The sequence below is a fragment of the Cellulosimicrobium sp. TH-20 genome (genome assembly GCF_002105775.1).
GTDB classification, from domain to species: Bacteria; Actinomycetota; Actinomycetes; order Actinomycetales; family Cellulomonadaceae; genus Cellulosimicrobium; species Cellulosimicrobium funkei.
The window spans coordinates 227,417-244,476 of the sequence record NZ_CP020857.1; the positions used below are offsets into that span (position 1 = coordinate 227,417).

Consider the following 17,060-nt stretch of genomic DNA (forward strand, 5'->3'; position numbering starts at 1 on the left):
GTGCGGTCGGTGAGACCGGTCCAGCGGTACTGCGGTCGTGCGGTGCTGCGGGTACAGCGGTCGAGCGCGACGGCGGGCACGCACCGAGCGCTCGGTGCGTGCCCGCCGCCGGTCAGGCGCAGCGCGGGACGACGACGGTCTGCGTGACCGTCTGCGTCCCCTCCTCCCCCGTGGCCGTCACGGTGACGTCGACGTCCCCGGTCGCGCCGCGGGCGGCGAACGACTGGTAGGCGTTCGCGCCGGGGGCGACGGCCGTGAAGGACCGCGAGCCCACGCCCGTGGTGAGGTCGACGTCGACGGCCCCGGCGGAGACGTTCGCCGCGCGCACCGCCAGGTACGGGGTCCCGGCGAGGCAGCGCGGGGAGACCGTCACGTCCACGAGGTGCACGTCCGCGGCCGGCTCAGCCGCGATCGCGAAGACGTGCAGGTCGTCGACGTCGGGGAACGTCACCGCGACCACCCGCCGGCCCTCGGGCGCGGTGTACGGGGCGGTGGCGAACACGAACGCGCTGTCCTTGTCGCCGTTGCGCCGGTTCATCTGCGCGACGACGGAGTTGCCCTCCACGGGCGACCCGTCCGCGCTGGGCAGCACCCAGTCACCGAAGCCGATCCTCGTGGACGCGGTGCTGCCGTCGTCGAGCGTGACGACCGCGGTCCCGCGGTGGGTCCCGTCGGTCGCCGCGCCGACGAACGCGAGCCGGCTCGTCGGCACGTCGAGCCGCACGGTCTCACCGGTGAGCGTGACCGAGTCCGGGCGCCCCACGGGCGAGGACGGCCACGTGAACGCCAGGCCGTCGACCTCGTGCACCGACCCGGGCGTGAGCCCGGCGTCGGCGAGCGCCTCGCGCGAGAACGAGTTGCCGGCCGCGTCGAAGTTCCCGACGCCGCGGTTCGCCTCGGGCGCGGTGCCGACCGTGTCGTACGCCGCGACGAGCGACCCGGGCGCGGCGACGAGGACGGTGAGCGGCACCTCGACGTCGTCGTCCCCGGCCGCGACCACGAGCCGCGCGTCGTGGTAGCCGGACGCGACGCCGGCACCTACCTGGACGGGGACCGTGCCGGTGAGGTGGCCCGAGCCGTCGTCGACGAGCGCGGGCTCGCCGACCCCGATGCCGTCGGGGGCGTCGACCGCGACGCGCACGTCCGCGGCGTCGGCGCCGAAGAGCTGCACGGCCACCGACGCGTCGGCCGACCCGCCGGGCGCGACCGTCACGAGGCCCGGGTCCGCCGCGGCGACGACGGCGGACTCGCCGTCGCGCCACGACGGCGGGGCGTCCGCGACCGCGGTCCCCCACGTGGTGTCGCGCTCGGTCGACATCGCGAGCTCGACGACGCCGCCCTCGTGCGCGATGTGGCGCGGCAGCGAGGTCCCGTCCCAGGCCGCGCCGTCGATGGTGACGCCGCTGATGTAGCGGGCGCCGGTCGAGGCGCCGGTGGCGCGCAGGTCGAGGGTCTCGCCCTCGCCGAGGTCGACCACGACGCGGTCGAAGCGCGGCGCGTTGAGCGCGAGCACGTCCGTGCCCGGCGTGGTCGGGTACAGGCCCATCGCGGCCCACACGTACCAGCCGGCCTGGGCGCCGAGGTCGTCGTTGCCGGGCTTGCCGTTCGGCTCGGGGCGGAACAGCGTGGACGTGAGCTCGTCGACGAGCTCGCTCGTGCGCCACGGCTGGCCCACGTAGTCGTACAGCCACGGGACGCCGAAGTTCGGCTCGTTGCCGATCCACAGGTACGGCTCGTTCGGGCCGGCGTTGTGCTGCGCCGTGAAGGCGTCGAGCCGCTCCGCGACGGCCTCGCGCCCCCCGAGCGCGTCGGTGAGCCCCGCGACGTTCTGCGGCACGAGCCACGTGTACTGCTCGGCGTTGCCCTCGTCGAAGCCCTCCTGCCCGAACCCGCCGCCGCCCTGCGACCGCACGAACGTGCCGTCGTCGTTCCGGGCGCCCGCCGTGCGGGTCACGGGGTCGTGGACGTTCTGCCACCACTGGCCGCGCGCGGCGTACTCGGCGGCGACGTCGTCCTGGCCGAGCGCGGCCGCGAGCTGCCCGATCGCGAAGTCGGCGATCGACCACTCGAGCGTGATGGACGCGCCCACGACGCGGTGGTCGCCCCGGAACTCCTCGGTCTGCGGCGCGTACCCGCGCTCGAGATACGTCTCGATCCCACGCCGCTGCACGTAGCCGTTCGCGGTCGGGGCGGCGCTCGTCGCGCCCTTGACCATGTGCGCGAGCGCCGACTCCGCGTCGAAGTCGCGCGCCCCGAACGCGTACATGCTCGCGATGAGCGGCACCGAGGAGTCACCGGTCATCTGGCCCGTGTGCTGGTTCGCGACCGGCCAGCGCGGCAGCCAGCCGGACTGGTCGGCGACCTCGACGAGCGACTGCGCCATGTCCGACGCCCGGTCGGGCGCCAGCAGCGCCTGGAGCGCCCCGAGCGACCGGTACGTGTCCCAGTCCGAGAAGTTCGCGTACCGCTCGTGCCCCTCGGGTGCCTGGTGGATCTCGCCGTCGAACCCGACGTACCGGCCGTCCACGTCGGTGAACGTGTTCGGGTGCAGCAGCGAGTGGTAGAGCGACGTGTAGAACATCGTGAGGTCGTCGGCGTCCTCCCCCGCGACGCGGACCTTCCCGAGCAGGTCGGACCACGCGGCGCGGTTCGCGTCCCGGACGGCGTCGAAGTCGAAGCCCGGGATCTCGGCCGCGAGGTTGGCGCGCGCGCCCTCGACGCTCACGTAGGACATGCCGACCTTCGCGTGCACCGTCGCGCCGGGCGCGAAGGTGAGCCACGCGCCCGCGCCGTTGCCGTCGGCCGACGGGTCGCCGGGCGAGACGGTCGAGCCCTGCCACGTGCCGAACGCCTGCGCGTCCTGGTCGAGCTCGATCGCGAAGTACGTCGTGTGGGTGTTGTTCTTGCCGCAGAACCCGCCGCTCGTCACCGAGCCGGTGACCGTGCGCGCGTCCTCGACCTCGACCGTCGCGTTGCGCACGCTCGCGAGCGAGCCCGCGGCGTTGACGATCACCTGCGACGCGGCACCGCCCTCGGGGTAGTCGAACGTCAGCCCGCCCGAGCGGGTCGCGGCCGACAGCTCCGCCTCGATCCCCGACGACTGGAGCGCGACCGCGTACCGGCCGACCTCGGCACTCTCCGCGTCGTGGCTGAACGACTCCTTGCGGTCCCACGGGTACTGCCCGACGTCGCCCGTCACGGGGAGGATCGGGACGTCGCCGAAGATCCAGCACCCGGCGGCCGCGTGCGTCATGGAGAAGCCGCGGATCGCCTGGTGCGAGTAGCGGTAGCCCGCGTACGCCTTGTCGCCGTTGCCCACGGAGACCTGGGTGTCGGGCGAGAGCTGCATCATGCCGAACGGCATCGACGGCCCGGGGAAGTTGTTGATCTCCCCGACGACGCCCGTCGCCTGGCCGGTCCCGACGAACGGGTCGACGAAGGAGACGGGGTCCTCAACGAGGTCGGGTGCGGCCGCGACCGCCGGGACCGCGAGCCCGACGGCGGGCGCGATCGAGAGTCCGGCGGCCAGGACCGCCGTGGCAGAGAGCGCCGCGACGGAGCGCCGCACCGTGGTGCGCGCAGGACGTGTTCGAGACATGCGGGTCCTCACAGGACGAAGGAGCGGGAAGGAGCGTGGAGGACGGTGGCGCGGGACCGTACGGCCCCGCGCCACCGTCGATCAGGAGCAGGCGGCGGCGTCGTACGCGGCCGTGACCTGCTGGGGCTCGCCGTCGGGCGTCGTCACGGTCACCGTGACCTCGCCCGCCTCGACGGCGGCGGCGCGGGTGGCGAACGACTGGTACGCGTTCGCCCCGGGAGCGACGTCACCGAAGAGCTTGGAGCCGTACGGGGTCGCGAGCTCGATCGCGGCGGGCTGCTCGCCCGTGTTGAGCGCGCGCACCGCGACGAACGCCTTGCCGCCGAGGCAGCGGGCCTGCGCCGTGACCTCGACCTGCGGCGCGGGGACGTCCCCCGTCGCGTCGGTCGCGATCGCGAACACGTGGAACCGCTCGTCGCTCGGCAGCGTGACCGACGTCAGGACCTTGCCCTCGGGGATCGCGACGGGCGCGGTGGCGTAGAGGCCGCAGCCGATCTTCTGCACGTTCTCGCGGTCGCCGCGCGCCCCGGCCTTCGCGACCGTGATGTTGCCGGGCTCGGGCGAGCCCGTGCACCAGTCGCTGAGGCGCACGTCGACGGTCTGCGACGAGCCGTCGGCGAACCCGAGGACGAGGCCGCCCCCGTGCGTGCCGTGCGTGCTCGTCCCGACCACCGAGAGGTGGCGGACCGAGCGCAGGTGCTCGGGCACCTCGAGGACCTCGCCGCTCGCGGCGACGTTGTCGGGCGCGCCCGCCCGCGGGGCCCCGAGCGTGTAGGTGAGGTCCGTGCCCGGCACGGTGAGCTCCAGGCCCTGGACGGCGCCGAGGTCCGCGAGCAGGTCGCGCAGGAGGTAGGCGCCCGAGCCGTCGAGGTTCGCGTTGGCCGCCCCGGCGTCGCCGATGCCGACGTTGTCGAACGCGTCGGCGATCCACGACTCCCCGGACACGACGACCGAGACCTCGCGGACCGCCTCGGTCCCCGCGGCGTCGCGCACGACGAGCCGCACCGTGTGCAGACCCGGCTCGGCGTCGGCGGGAGCCTCGATCGTCACCGTGCCCTCGACCGTGGCCGGCAGGCCGTCGGACTCGGCGGTCCACTCGGCGAGGTCGGTCGTCGCGGTGACCGCGCCGTCGGACGTCACCTCGAGCGTCCCGCTGGACGTCCCCGCGCCCTGGGCGACGACCTGGACTGCGACCTCGGTCCGCCCGCCCGGGGCGAGGACCGGCTGCCGCGGCGTCGCGCCGACGAACAGGCGCTCGACCGTGCCGTCCGCAGGCACGACGGCGCCCGGCGAGGCCGCGGGGTCGGTCGCCCACGCGGACGGCTCGGTGCCGACGGTCACGTCGAGCGTGCCGGCCGCGGTGAGCTCGTCGCCCGTGACCCAGGCGCGATCGAGCGGCTCGCCGCCGAGCGACACGGACTGCGTGTAGTGCGTGTCGGGCGCGACGCCGTCCGCCGTGAGGCGCAGGGAGTCCCGACCGAAGACCTCCGGGTCGAGCGTGATCGTCACGTCGTCGAAGAGCGGCGTCGTCAGGCCCCACAGATCGGCGCCCGGCACGATCGGGTACACGCCGATCGACGACAGCACGTGCCACGCGGACATCGTGCCGAGGTCGTCGTTGCCCGTGACGCCGTCGGGGCCGTCGGTGAAGAGGGTCGACGCGGCGCGCACGACGTCCGTCGTCTTCCAGGGCTGCCCGGTCCACAGGTAGACGTACGGCGCATGGAGGTTGGGCTCGTTGTTCGGGTTGTAGGTCTCCCAGCCGTAGTAGTCGTACGTGCCGTTGACCCACACCTCGCTCGCGACGTGCGGGGGGTCGGCGACGAGCTCGTCGTACGCGAAGAACGCATCGAGGCGGTCGACCGCGGCGTCGGTGCCGCCCATGAGGTCGAACAGGCCCGGCACGTCCTGGGGCACGAGCCACTGGTACTGCACCGCCGTGCCCTCGTGGAACCCGTCGGAGTGCGCGGGGTCCGCGTCGCCCACGAAGAAGCCGTCCGCGTTACGCGCCCGGAAGTTGCCCGTGCGCGGGTCGAACACGTTGCGGTAGCTCTGGCCGCGGGCGGCGTACCGGTCGGCGTCCTCGTCGTGGCCGAGGCCGCGCGCCATCGTCGAGAGCATCGCGTCGGCGAGGGCGTACTCCATGGTCGCCGAGGCGCCGTGCTGGAGATCGTAGTCGCCGGGCTTGCCCGAGCGCGCCGGCTCGTGCGGGACGAACCCGTCGCGCAGGTACTCGACGTTCGCCGCGCGCCCGTTGAAGGGCGAGTCGGCGGGCGGGACGCCGTCGGCGTTCTCCCTCAGGACCGCGTACGCCTCCTCCTCGTGGCCCGCGAGCAGGCCCTGGCGCCAGGCGCTGACGAGGAACGGCGTCGCCGGGTCGCCGGTCATGATGTTCGTCTCGACCGTGCCGTAGCCCCAGCGCGGGAGCCACCCGCCCTGCTGGCCCTGGCGCACGAGCGAGAGCGCCATGTCGGCCGACTCGTCGGGCGCGAGCAGGTACAGGAGCTGCTGCTGGGTGCGGTACGTGTCCCAGAGCGAGTAGTTCTGGTAGTAGGTGAAGTCCGGTTCCGCGGCGTGGACCTCCTGGTCCCAGCCGCGGTAGCGCCCGTCGACGTCGGAGCCGACGTTCGGCGCGAGGAAGCTGCGGTAGAGCGAGGAGTAGAAGGTGCGCAGGTCGTCCGGGTCGCCCTGCGCGACCCGCACGAGGCCGAGCCGCTCCTCCCAGGCCGAGCGCGCGGCGTCGTGCACGGCGTCGAACGTGCCGGCCTCCGCGGCGAGGTTCGCCGCGGCGCCGTCGGCGCCCACGTAGCTCATCGCGGTGACGGCCTCGACGTCGAGGTCGCCGCCGGTCGTGTCGAACGTGACGTACGCGCCGCGACGGCCCTCGCCGCCGGACGCGGCGTCCGCGCCCGCGGTGACGACCTGGCCGTCCCACGTGCCGTGCGCGACGAACGGCCGGTCGAAGGTCGTGCGGGTCCAGATCGTCTGCGGCTCGGTGTCCTGGCAGAAGCCGCGGACGGTGATGCGCGTCTCGACCGTGCGGTCGTCCACGACGCGCACGTCGGACTCCGTCACCCGGTTGAGCGCCTGGCCGGCGTTGAGCAGGACGTTGGCCTGCGCCGTCGCGGGGAACGTGTACCGCTGGACGCCCGTGCGCGCGGTCGCGGTGAGCTCGGCCTCGATCGTGCCCGCCGGCGCCTGGAGACCCACGCGGTAGTACCCCGGCGAGGCCTCCTCGTCGTCGTGCGAGAAACCGAGCGCGTACTGGCCGTAGTCGGTCGAGGTGATCGCGCCCGTCGTCGGCAGGGTCGGGAGCGGACCGCCGAGGCCGCAGCCGACGCCGGACAGGTGCACGAGCGAGAACCCGCGCACCGACGTGCGGTCGTAGTCGTACCCGACGTTGTGGCCGTTGTCCGGCGAGAGTTGCACCATGCCGAACGGCACGGCAGCGCCCGGGTAGGTGTTGCCGTCGTCCTTGGTCCCGATGAACGGGTTGACGTAGTCGACCAGCGGGCCGTCGACGGCGGCGGCATCGGACCCCGTCGCTGACTCCGTCCCGGCGGTGGCCGTGGGCGACGTCGCGAGCCCGGGCGCCGCGTACGCGGTCAGCGGGAGCGCCAGGCTCACCGCGGTGGTCAGCGCGACGACGGCGCCCGCGCGACGCCGACGCCCGCCGGGACGCGACGGGCGAGAGCGTGACGGTCCGGTGCTCGAGAATAGATCGCGATCAGCGTTGACAGCGCTGTCTCTCCGCATGCGGTGCTCCCCTTGGTCCCACGGCGGCGTGGGGTCGGTGGTCATCTATGACTCGGAGGCCGGGGCCTGGCCACGACGCCGGTCCCCGCGGCATACCCTCGCACACGTTGACAGCGCTATCAAGGCCATCGCGACGACCCACCGTCGGTCGCCGCCATTCGACAGCCCACGACCGACCACCGTCTGTGCAACGGCGCTGGCCCCGTCCGCACCGACGTGCACCCGCGCAGTCGGTGCCGCCTGCGTGGCCGCGCTGGTCGTGAGCGGTGCCGTCGCCTTCGCACTTCCTGCGTCCTCCTCACCAGGGCAGAGCGTCACGTCGCTGCGCGACTCGAGGCCGAGGATTGACTGATGCCAGATCTTCCCCGAGCGGACGCCGGGCCGCCGGCCCCTTGCGGGTTGACCAGACGCAGGATCGGTCAAGGTAGCCCGCATCTCGACAGTCGTGGTGGGCGTCGGTGGCGTCGGCAGGACGCGGTAGCGTCGCGCGCATGACCACGAAGTACGACGACGCGTCCTGGCACTTCGACGGCGAGGGCTACCCGCCCGAGGCCGGTCCCGAGGCGGGCGCGACGCACATCGGCATGTTCCTCGCGTGGGCTGCGCTCGCGGGGCACGTGTCCCCGGAGCTCGAGGAGGACTCCGAGGACGAGCTCGCTGCGCTGCGCGAGCGCACCACCACACCGGGCGCGTTCGTGCACGAGTCGTGCGAAGGCAAGCTCGTCGACGTCGACCTCGACGACGTCGGCGCCGCGTTCGCGAGCGCCTACTACGCGGGCGACGACGAGGACGAGGACGACGGCGGCCTGTACCTCGAGGACTACGTGGACGCCGTGAGCCCCGGCGACGGGGAGCCGGAGGACGTGTACCGCGTCCCGGACACGTGGGAGACGTACGAGCTCGTCGCGCCGCTGATCGACGCGCGGTTCTCCCAGTGGGACGACGAGGGCCGCCCCGCGGTCCTGCGGCACCGCGCGTGACATGAGCGTCCCGACGCCCGTCACGCGCCTCGCCGCCGTCCTGCGCGCGGGCAACCCCGGCCCCATGACGCTCGACGGCACGCGGTCGTACGTGCTGCGCGCGCCGGGCTCGGCGTCGTGCGTCGTCGTGGACCCGGGGCCCGACGACGCGGCCCACCTCGACGCGCTCGCCGTCGCCGGGCCGGTCGAGCTCGTGCTCGTGACCCACCGCCACGCCGACCACACGGCCGGGTCCCCCGGGCTGCGCGCGCGCACCGACGCCCCGGTGCGGGCGGCCGACCCGGACCACTGCCACGGCGGCGCGCCGCTGCGCGACGGCGAGGTGATCGAGGCCGCGGGTCTGCGGGTCGTGGTCCTCGCCACGCCCGGGCACACCGCCGACTCGGTCTGTCTCGTCCTGCCCGACGACGGCCCGGTCGCCCCGACCGACGACCCCACCCGCCGCACGGCGGACCCGGGCCTGGCGGGCTCCGGCACCGCGGGTTCCGGCACCGCGGCGCACGAGGGCGCGCGGACGCCGTCGGGCACGACCGTCCTCACGGGCGACACGGTGCTCGGGACGGGGACGACGGTGATCGCCGCACCCGACGGGTCGCTCGGCGCCTACCTCGCGAGCCTCGACACGATCGAGGCCGTGGCGGGCAGTCCGGGCCCGGCGGTCGGCCTCCCCGGCCACGGACCGGTCGTCGACGACCTCGCGGCGCGCGTGCGCGCGTACCGGGAGCACCGTCACGAGCGTCTCGCACAGGTGCGGGACGTGTTGACCACCCTCGGCCTGGCCCCGGACGCCCAGGACGCGGTCAACCAGGTGGTCGCGCGGGTCTACGCCGACGTCGACCCCACGGTGCGAGGAGCCGCCCGGCAGTCCGTCGCCGCGCAGCTCTCGTTCCTCGCCGGCCCAGACACCGACGCGGGCACCGGCACCGGCACCGGCACGATCGCGGACATCGGAACGGACGCGGCCGACGACAACCCCAGCAGCCCGAGCCGCGACGGCTGACTGTCGGTGCCACGGTGCACGATGACGGGATGACGACACCACGGCTCGGTATCGCGTTCGTGCCCACCCACGCACCCGAGAGCCTGCGGCGGCTCGCGACGACGGCGGAGGACGCCGGCCTCGACGACCTCTGGGTGTGGGAGGACTGCTTCAAGCAGTCCGGCCTCGCCTCGGCGGCCGCTGCCCTGGCGTGGACCGACCGCGTGCGCGTCGGCATCGGGCTCATGCCCGCCCCGCTGCGCAGCACGGCGATCACGGCGATGGAGGTCGCGACGCTCGCGCGGATGTTCCCCGGTCGCCTCGTCGCGGGGGTCGGGCACGGCGTCCAGGAGTGGATGGGGCAGGCGGGGGTGCGCGTCGCGTCGCCGCTGACGCTCCTGCGCGAGCACGCGACGGCGCTGCGGAGCCTGCTCGCGGGCGAGGAGGTCACGACGGACGGCCGGTACGTCACGCTCGACGCCGTCCGGCTCGACTGGCCGCCCACGGAGCCCGTCCCGCTGTGGCTGGGCGGGTCCGGGCCGCGGACGCTCGCGCTGGCCGGCGAGCTCGGCGACGGTCTCATCCTCACGAACGCGCTGACCCCCGAAGACGTGCGGGGTGCGGCGGCCGTCGCGCGCGAGGGCGGCGCGGGCCCCGGGTTCGACGTCCACGCGACGCTCATCGCGGCGACGGGACCGGACGCGCAGGCACGGGTCGACCGCGAGCTGCCGGTGTGGGGCGCGGAGCCCGGTCGGGGCATCGGCGCCGCGGGCGACGCCCACGCGGTGGCGGCGGGAGTCCTGGCTCTCGCGGAGGCGGGCGCGACGGCCGTGGCGGTCCAGCCGACCGCGGACGAGCCCGACGTCGAGACGTTCGTGCGCTTCCTCGGCCACGAGGTCGCGCCGCTGCTCAGCTCTCGGTGACGCGCCCGGTGTCGCCCTCGGTGCCCGCGGCGCCGGGCCGCTGCCGCAGGCCGTGGACGAGGGCGACCACCGCGCACACCAGAGCGACGGCGCCGACGGCGAGCGCGAGGCGGACGGGGAAGTCGGCGTAGAGGTCGGTGACCTCGCCGACCGGGAGGCCCCAGCCCGCCGCGGTCTCCCGCACTTCCGCCGCGAGCGCACCGATCCGTCCGGGCACCCGCGTCACGGCTGCGGAGACCCACCCGAGCAGCTCGAGGACGACGGAGGCCACGGAGTGGGCGCCGGACGCGAGGGGGATCACCGGTCCACCCTAGCGGAACCGGACAGCGCGGTCATATGCGGCACGGCGGGGTATCGCCTCAGGTCAGCGGCTTGGCGAAGCACAGCGCGACGTGGTTGTCGCCGTCGTAGGGCGGGAAGTGCGCGACGGCACGGAAGCCGAGCGAGCGGTAGAGCGCGATGGCGCCGGGCTGGCGGATGCCCGTCTCGAGCAAGAGCGTGGAGGTCCCGCGCTCACGCGCCGCCGTCTCCAGCCCGTCGAGGAGCCGACGCGCGGTCCCCGTGCGGCGCGCGCTCTCGCGCACGAACACCTTCTTCACCTCGAGCGCGTCCTGCGGCGCGCCGGGCTCGGGCCGTCGCAGCGACGCGCACCCGAGCGCCTCGCCGTCCCGGTACGCCACGAGGGTCACCACGACGTCGACTCCCAGGTGCGCGTCCACGGTTTCGAACCCCCCGGCGGAGTCGAGGCGGCCGAAGAGCTCCGGGTACAGGACGGCCGACGACGTCTCGTGCATCTCGCGGCGCAGCGCGGCCGCGTCGGGGTCGTCCCACGGGACGGCACGGAGCTCGACCGCGGCTCCCCCGACGACCGGGCCGCCCGCCGCGGTGCCGGACCCTGACCCCGCGCCGTCCGGCGCAGCGCCCCGCGGTCCGGTGGCATCCGGCGCGGCGGTCCGCGCTCCGGCGGCATCCGACGCAGCGGCGGGCGACACGCGCAGGTCGAGCGCGAAGCAGCGCGACAGCGGCTGCCCGGCGTAGTGGCCGTACGACTCGATCGGCACGTACCCGAGCGCGAGGTAGAGGTCGATGGACTCCGGCTGGAGCGTGCCCGTCTCGAGCACGAGCCGGTCGAGGCCCGCGGCGACCGCGCGCTCGTGCAGCGCGCGCATCGCGGTGCGTGCGTGCCCGCGACCCCGGTGGGCGGGCTCGACGTACAGGCGCTTCACCTCGCCGGTCCGCGCGGGGTGCGTGCCGCCCCGTCCGTCCGGCGTGCCGGAGACGTCGCGCAGCGCGACGAACGCGACCGGTTCGCCGTCCTCCCGGACCACGACGTTCGCGAGCGCCGCCTCGGGGGCGAACGTGCCGGCGTCGGGCTCGCCGTAGCGCACCGCGAGCTCCGCCTGCTGCCGCGACCGCAGCCGCTCGGCCGCGACGTCGTCCGCCGGGACCGTCGCCACGGTGACGACCCCGGTCCCGGGGCGCCCGACGGCGTCGGGCAGGACGCGCGGGAGCGTCACGCGCGGACGAGCGCGCCCAGGACGGACGTGAAGAACCCGAGGCCGTCGGTGCCGGCGCGCGGGCCGGCCTCGGCGGCCGGGCCGAAGCCGGGCTCGACGGCGTGCTCCGGGTGGGGCATGAGGCCGACGACGTTGCCCGCCGCGTTCGAGATGCCCGCGATGCCGCGGCGCGACCCGTTCGGGTTCCAGCCGTCGTAGCGGAAGACGACGCGGCCCTCGGCCTCGAGCTCGTCGAGCGTCCGCTCGTCGGCGACGAACTGCCCGTCCTGGTTCTTCAGCGGGATCGTGATGCGCTGGCCGGCCGTGTAGTCGCGCGTCCAGGCGGTGTCGGCGTTCTCGACCACGAGGACCTGCTCGCGGCACACGAAGTGCAGGTGGTCGTTCTTGACCATCGACCCCGGGAGCAGGTGCGCCTCGGTGAGGATCTGGAAGCCGTTGCAGATGCCGAGCACGGGCATGCCGCCCTTCGCGGCGTCCACGATCGACTCCATGACCGGCGCGAACCGGCTGATCGCGCCCGCGCGCAGGTAGTCGCCGTAGGAGAAGCCGCCGGGCAGGACGACCGCGTCCACGCCGTGGAGGTCGGCGTCGGCGTGCCAGAGCGACACGGCCTCGCCGCCCGCGAGACGCACCGCGCGCGCGGCGTCGCGGTCGTCGAGCGTGCCGGGGAAGGTGACGACGCCGACCGTGGCCGTCGCGAGAGCCGAGGCGGTCATCAGGCGAGACCCTGCGACGTGATCGTCGCGGCGGCGTCCGTCTCGATGTCGGCGACGCGCACGACGTCCTCGATGACGGGGTTCGACAGGAGCTTCACCGCGGCCTCCTCGGCGGCGGCGAGGACCTCCGGCGTCACCGGGCCCTCGACCTCGAGCTCGAACCGCTTGCCCTGGCGGACGGACGTGAACTGGGTGAACCCGAGGCGCGGCAGCGCCCCGACGACGGCCTTGCCCTGCGGGTCCAGGATCTCGGGCTTGGGCATGACCTCGACGACGACGCGTCCCACGGGGGCTCCTTGGCGAGAGTGTTGGGAGGGCCGGGGCTCCGGGATCCCGGCCACGTCACGGGCGTCGAGGACGCCCGGGGGGACGGGACGAGCGGGAGCCGACGGCGGGATTCCGCGCTCAGTCTAGCGGGCGCGCGCACCCGCCCGGTCGGGCGTCCGCACGGTGAGCGGGCGTGCTCAGCCGCCCGCGGCGCGGCGCCGGTCCGGGGTGTCGACCGGGATGTTGCCGTCGAGCACGTGCTTGCGCCAGGCCCGGTCGACGTGGGACCGCCGGAACAGGAACCCGCTCAGGAGCGAGACCGCCATGAGGAGAACCGCAAACCAGAGCTCGGGCCGGTTGACGTCGTTCGAGAAGAGGACGTGGCTCAGGACGGGCCACCCGTAGAGGATCGCCAGCGCGCTCCCCAGGCTGCCCAGGGTGACGCGCCACGGGTAGAGCGCCCCGTGGATGTCGTCGGCGACCCACCACCAGTACCGCGCGGGGAGCCGCAGGTCGAGCGACCGGTAGAGCAGCCAGCGCCCGAGCGGCGGGTGCTCGCGCCACCGCAGCGCCCACCCCGCGCGGACGAGGCCCCACGCCTCGCGGGCGCCGATGCCGCGGGGAGCGGCGCCGTCGTCCGGCTCGGGCGCCAGGTCGAGCAGGACGGCGAGCGCCTCGTCCCCGTGCAGGTCGCGCCAGCGCCGGGGGTAGGCGCGCAGCCAGATCCGTGCGGACCGCTCGTACCGGTCGGCGCCGCGCGCCCCGCGGGCAGGGCGGCCGGGCTGCGCGCCGTCGGCGGCGGCCCGCCGCCCGGTCACGCGCCGCTCCCGGCGAGACCGTCGGCGGCACCCCGACCGGCACCGCGGGAGAGCGACCGACGCGCGCGCTCCGCGAGCTCGGCGAGGCGGAGGGTCTCGGCGCGGGCGGCGCGGCGCCCGTCGTCGGTCGCGCGGTAGTAGCGACGCAGTCGGCCGTCGACGACCTCCTCGCCCGTCGGCTCCACGAGACCGGCCGCGACGAGACGGTCGAGGTTCCCGTAGAGGGTGCCCGCGCCGAGGCGGGTACGGCCGTCGGAGAGGTCGCGCACCGACCGGATGACGGCGTAGCCGTGGAGCGGCTCCCCGCTGAGGGCGAGGAGCACGAGGTACGCCTGCTCCGTCATGCGGAACGGGGCCGAGGAGACCATGGTCGATATATATCGCTCGGCGACCTATGCGCGCAAGCGCCCGGCGCGTGTCGGAGGGTGGGGCTAGTCTCGAACAAGTGTTCGAGACGCACGCTCGAGCACGGTGCGAGGGCGGGGTCCTGCCCCTTCCCCGCCCTCGCACGACACCTCGCCCGACGACGCACGGAGGCTCCCCATGGACGCACCGGCAGCACCCGTCCCGACGATCGACCGCGGCCGTTCACGGCCCGCGCCGGCCACCGTGGCCCGCGTCCTCGCGCGCGACGGGACGTGCGTCTTCCCGGGCTGCCGCGTACCGGCGTTCCGCTGCGACCTCGACCACGTGGTCGCCCCGCGGCCGGTCACAGGCACGGGCACCGGCACCGGGATGGACGACGACGCGGAGTCCGCGCACGGGGCCGACAACCTCGTCGCCCTGTGCCGCCACCACCGGGTCGTCCGCGCACGCGACGGCTGGCGCCCGGCGCTGCTCGCCGACGGGTCGGTACGGTGGACCGCGCCGAGCGGGCACACCTACCTCCGGCCCGGCACCCTCCGGACGGCGTGAGGCGTCAGGCGTCAGGCGTCAGGCGAGCGTCGACCCGGTGAGCCGCTCGTACGCCTCGAGGTAGCGCGCGCGGGTGCGCGCGACGACGTCGGCCGGGATCGACGGCGGCGGGGTGTCCGCGGCGCGGTCCCAGCCCGACGCGGGCGACGTGAGCCAGTCGCGCACGAACTGCTTGTCGAAGCTCGGCTGCGCGCGACCCGGCTCCCACTGGTCCGCGGGCCAGAAGCGCGACGAGTCGGGCGTGAGCACCTCGTCGCCGAGCACGGTCTCCCCCGTCGCCGGGTCCACGCCGAACTCGAGCTTGGTGTCCGCGAGGATCACGCCGCGCTCGCGCGCGATCTCCTCGGCGCGCGCGTACACGGCGAGCGTGAGGTCGCGCAGGCGCGTGGCGTCGTCGAGGCCGATCTGCTCGGCCACGACGTCGAACGAGACGTTCTCGTCGTGCTCGCCCACGGCAGCCTTCGTCGCCGGCGTGAAGATCGGCTCGGGCAGGCGCGACCCGTCGACGAGGCCGTCGGGCAGCTGCACGCCGCAGACCTCGCCGCCCGCGCGGTACTCCACGAGGCCGGAGCCCGTCAGGTACCCGCGCGCCACGCACTCGACCGGGAACATGTCGAGGCGGCGGCAGATCATCGCGCGGCCGGCGACGACGTCGGGCACGAGGCCGTCGCCCGGCACCGCCGAGACGGCGGTCGAGACGACGTGGTTCGGCACGAGGTCGGCGAGCTGCTCGAACCACCACAGGCTGAGCTGCGTGAGCACGACGCCCTTGTCCGGGATACCGGGCGACAGCACGTGGTCGTAGGCGCTCACCCGGTCGCTCGCGACGACGAGCACGACGTCGCCCAGGGGGTGCACGCCCCCGACGGCCGGCAGGTCCGGCGTGTACAGGTCGCGCACCTTGCCGGAGTACGCGTGCGTCCAGCCGGGCAGGTCGAGCGCGGCCGTGTCGAGGGCGTCGGCCTCGCCGAGCGAGAGGGCCGAGCCGGGGTCCTGCGGGGTGTGGGTCACGGCCCCTAGTGTCGCACCATGCGACTCGAACCCGGCCCCTCGTCCATCTCGGGAGCCGCCCCCGGCGGCGCGCTCGACGGCACGCTCGACCAGGGCGAGGACGCCGAGCGCGCGACGCACGACCCGGGGGTGCGCGACTTCCTCGCCACCTTCTCGGCCTTCATGGAGACCGCCAACGAGCAGGCCCAGCGGCAGCGGACCGACGCCGGGCCGTCCGTCGCGGACGTGCTGCGCGAGCACCTCGGCACCGACCCGCGCTCGATCGCGGTCGTCACCGAGACGGTGTCCGCTCTGCGCGGCGTCGACGCGGACGTCGCGATCGAGGCCGTCGTCGCCCGCCACGGCGGTGGCCGCGTCGTCGGCGTCGGTGGCGGCGAGCAGCGGATGCACACGTCCTTCTCCGAGATCGTCGAGCACTCCGCCCTGTGGCGCCAGTTTCCCGTCGGCGCGGTGGACTACGCGCGCGCGGCGACGGGCCCCGAGAGCGAGCGCCGCACCGTCTCCTTCGGTCTGCACCTCTTCGCGTACGCGGGCACGCCCGTCGCGCTCCTGCAGCGCGCGGCGAACCCGCGGCACGGCGACGAGGGCAGCGTCGAGGTCATGTGTCCCCAGGAGGACGCCGCCCTGTCGCTCCTCGCAGAGCTCCGGGCGGCCATGGTCGAGCACAGCGTGCTGCGCGGCCAGGTCGTGACGTTCACGGCGTCGGACTACGGCGCGCAGGCCGGCGGCATGACGTTCCTACCGCGGGACCGGGTCCCGGCGACCGACGTGGTGCTCCCGGACGGCACGCTGAGCAGGATCGAGCGTCAGGTGCTCGGCGTCGCGCGGCACCGCTCGGAGCTCCTCGCGGCGGGTCAGCACCTCAAGCGCGGCGTCCTGCTCTACGGTCCGCCGGGGACGGGCAAGACCCACACCGTCCGCCACCTCGTCGGCGAGAGCCCGGGCACGACCGTGATCGTCCTCGCAGGAGGTGCGCTCCGGCTCGTCCGGCTCGCCGCGGAGACGGCCCGTGCGCTCCAGCCCGCGATCGTCGTGCTCGAGGACTGCGACCTCATCGCCGAGGACCGCTCGTTCCACGACGGCCCGCAGCCCCTGCTGTTCGAGGTGCTGGACGCCATGGACGGACTCGGCAGCGACTCCGACGTCGCGTTCGTCCTGACGACGAACCGCGCCGACCTCCTCGAGCGCGCGCTCGCGCAGCGCCCCGGCCGGGTCGACCTCGCGGTCGAGATCCCCCTGCCCGACGCGTCGGCGCGGCTCCGGCTGTTCGAGCTCTACCGCGGCGAGCTGCCGTTCACCTCCGGTGCGCTCGCCGACGCCGCCGACCGCACGGACGGCGTGACCGCCTCGTTCGTCAAGGAGGTGGTCCGGCGCGCCGTGCTGCGCGCGGTCGAGGCCGGGCACGACGTGGGAGACGAGGACCTCGGGTCCGCCGTGCACGAGATGACCGCCGACGCCGAGCGCATCACGCGCTCGCTGCTCGGCTCGTCGCCGGACCTCCTCGCCGAGGAGACGTTCGAGCCCTGATCGGGCACCAGCCCGGCGCTCCCCGCGCCGGACGTCCTCCGCACCACACCCGT

General features: G+C 74.8%; 14 protein-coding genes. 5 read left to right on the forward strand and 9 right to left on the reverse strand.

Annotated elements, in window-relative coordinates; translation table 11 throughout:
• Positions 1–112 precede the first annotated feature (112 nt).
• Entirely contained in the window at positions 113–3,598 is a 3,486-nt protein-coding gene (locus B8281_RS01025) for a GH92 family glycosyl hydrolase (protein WP_085386631.1), read from the reverse strand.
• 81 nt (positions 3,599–3,679) lie between these two features.
• Complete coding sequence (locus B8281_RS01030) at positions 3,680–7,225, reverse strand: GH92 family glycosyl hydrolase (protein ID WP_198163105.1); 3,546 nt, start codon at positions 7,223–7,225, stop codon at positions 3,680–3,682.
• A gap of 620 nt (positions 7,226–7,845) precedes the next feature.
• On the opposite strand from B8281_RS01030, the gene B8281_RS01035 reads away from it, so the two are divergent.
• The 3 genes from B8281_RS01035 to B8281_RS01045 are packed head-to-tail and all read left to right on the forward strand — an operon-like array spanning position 7,846 to position 10,236.
• Entirely contained in the window at positions 7,846–8,334 is a 489-nt protein-coding gene (locus B8281_RS01035) for a hypothetical protein (RefSeq protein WP_085386632.1), read from the forward strand.
• A 1-nt stretch (position 8,335) separates the two neighbouring features.
• On the forward strand, positions 8,336–9,334 hold the full coding sequence (locus tag B8281_RS01040; protein WP_085386633.1) for an MBL fold metallo-hydrolase: 999 nt from the start codon (positions 8,336–8,338) through the stop codon (positions 9,332–9,334).
• A 29-nt stretch (positions 9,335–9,363) separates the two neighbouring features.
• Positions 9,364–10,236, forward strand: a complete 873-nt coding sequence (locus B8281_RS01045; RefSeq protein ID WP_085386634.1) for an LLM class flavin-dependent oxidoreductase — start codon at positions 9,364–9,366, stop codon at positions 10,234–10,236.
• Here B8281_RS01045 and B8281_RS01050 read toward each other — a convergent pair.
• The 6 genes from B8281_RS01050 to B8281_RS01075 form a co-directional block, all read right to left on the reverse strand.
• A complete protein-coding gene (locus B8281_RS01050; protein ID WP_043658871.1) occupies positions 10,223–10,537 on the reverse strand; it encodes a hypothetical protein in 315 nt (104 codons plus the stop codon). The genes B8281_RS01045 and B8281_RS01050 overlap by 14 nt on opposite strands.
• 58 nt (positions 10,538–10,595) lie before the next feature.
• Entirely contained in the window at positions 10,596–11,753 is a 1,158-nt protein-coding gene (locus tag B8281_RS01055) for a GNAT family N-acetyltransferase (RefSeq protein ID WP_232322632.1), read from the reverse strand.
• Positions 11,750–12,469 carry a phosphoribosylformylglycinamidine synthase subunit PurQ gene (gene purQ / locus B8281_RS01060; RefSeq protein WP_034654359.1) on the reverse strand — a complete coding sequence of 240 codons (720 nt, stop codon included), beginning with the start codon at positions 12,467–12,469 and terminating at the stop codon, positions 11,750–11,752. Before purQ ends, B8281_RS01055 begins: the two co-directional genes overlap by 4 nt.
• Entirely contained in the window at positions 12,469–12,756 is a 288-nt protein-coding gene (gene purS, locus B8281_RS01065; RefSeq protein WP_021483374.1) for a phosphoribosylformylglycinamidine synthase subunit PurS, read from the reverse strand. The genes purQ and purS overlap by 1 nt, the downstream gene beginning before the upstream one ends.
• Positions 12,757–12,933: 177 nt before the next feature.
• Positions 12,934–13,554 carry a hypothetical protein gene (locus B8281_RS01070; protein ID WP_085386635.1) on the reverse strand — a complete coding sequence of 207 codons (621 nt, stop codon included), beginning with the start codon at positions 13,552–13,554 and terminating at the stop codon, positions 12,934–12,936.
• Positions 13,551–13,922 (reverse strand): PadR family transcriptional regulator, encoded by a 372-nt coding sequence (locus B8281_RS01075; protein WP_232322633.1) that lies wholly within the window; start codon positions 13,920–13,922, stop codon positions 13,551–13,553. The genes B8281_RS01070 and B8281_RS01075 overlap by 4 nt, the downstream gene beginning before the upstream one ends.
• Before the next feature lie 175 nt (positions 13,923–14,097).
• On the opposite strand from B8281_RS01075, the gene B8281_RS01080 reads away from it, so the two are divergent.
• Complete coding sequence (locus tag B8281_RS01080) at positions 14,098–14,469, forward strand: HNH endonuclease (RefSeq protein WP_034655283.1); 372 nt, start codon at positions 14,098–14,100, stop codon at positions 14,467–14,469.
• Between the two features lie 18 nt (positions 14,470–14,487).
• On the opposite strand, the gene B8281_RS01085 is transcribed toward B8281_RS01080, so the two are convergent.
• The gene (locus tag B8281_RS01085) at positions 14,488–15,402 is read right to left on the reverse strand and encodes a phosphoribosylaminoimidazolesuccinocarboxamide synthase (RefSeq protein ID WP_232322750.1); all 915 of its coding nucleotides are present in this window, start codon (positions 15,400–15,402) and stop codon (positions 14,488–14,490) included.
• 96 nt (positions 15,403–15,498) lie between these two features.
• On the opposite strand from B8281_RS01085, the gene B8281_RS01090 reads away from it, so the two are divergent.
• Positions 15,499–17,007 carry an ATP-binding protein gene (locus tag B8281_RS01090; RefSeq protein ID WP_085386637.1) on the forward strand — a complete coding sequence of 503 codons (1,509 nt, stop codon included), beginning with the start codon at positions 15,499–15,501 and terminating at the stop codon, positions 17,005–17,007.
• Positions 17,008–17,060 lie beyond the last annotated feature (53 nt).

Bases quoted from the DNA above. Each gene is read 5' to 3' on its own strand.
- B8281_RS01025 (WP_085386631.1), bottom strand. From the start codon at position 3,598: ATGTCTCGAACACGTCCTGCGCGCACCACGGTGCGGCGCTCCGTCGCG.
- B8281_RS01035 (WP_085386632.1), top strand. From the start codon at position 7,846: ATGACCACGAAGTACGACGACGCGTCCTGGCACTTCGACGGCGAGGGC.
- B8281_RS01040 (WP_085386633.1), top strand. From the start codon at position 8,336: ATGAGCGTCCCGACGCCCGTCACGCGCCTCGCCGCCGTCCTGCGCGCG.
- B8281_RS01045 (WP_085386634.1), top strand. From the start codon at position 9,364: ATGACGACACCACGGCTCGGTATCGCGTTCGTGCCCACCCACGCACCC.
- purQ (WP_034654359.1), bottom strand. From the start codon at position 12,469: ATGACCGCCTCGGCTCTCGCGACGGCCACGGTCGGCGTCGTCACCTTC.
- B8281_RS01075 (WP_232322633.1), bottom strand. From the start codon at position 13,922: ATGGTCTCCTCGGCCCCGTTCCGCATGACGGAGCAGGCGTACCTCGTG.
- B8281_RS01080 (WP_034655283.1), top strand. From the start codon at position 14,098: ATGGACGCACCGGCAGCACCCGTCCCGACGATCGACCGCGGCCGTTCA.
- B8281_RS01090 (WP_085386637.1), top strand. From the start codon at position 15,499: ATGCGACTCGAACCCGGCCCCTCGTCCATCTCGGGAGCCGCCCCCGGC.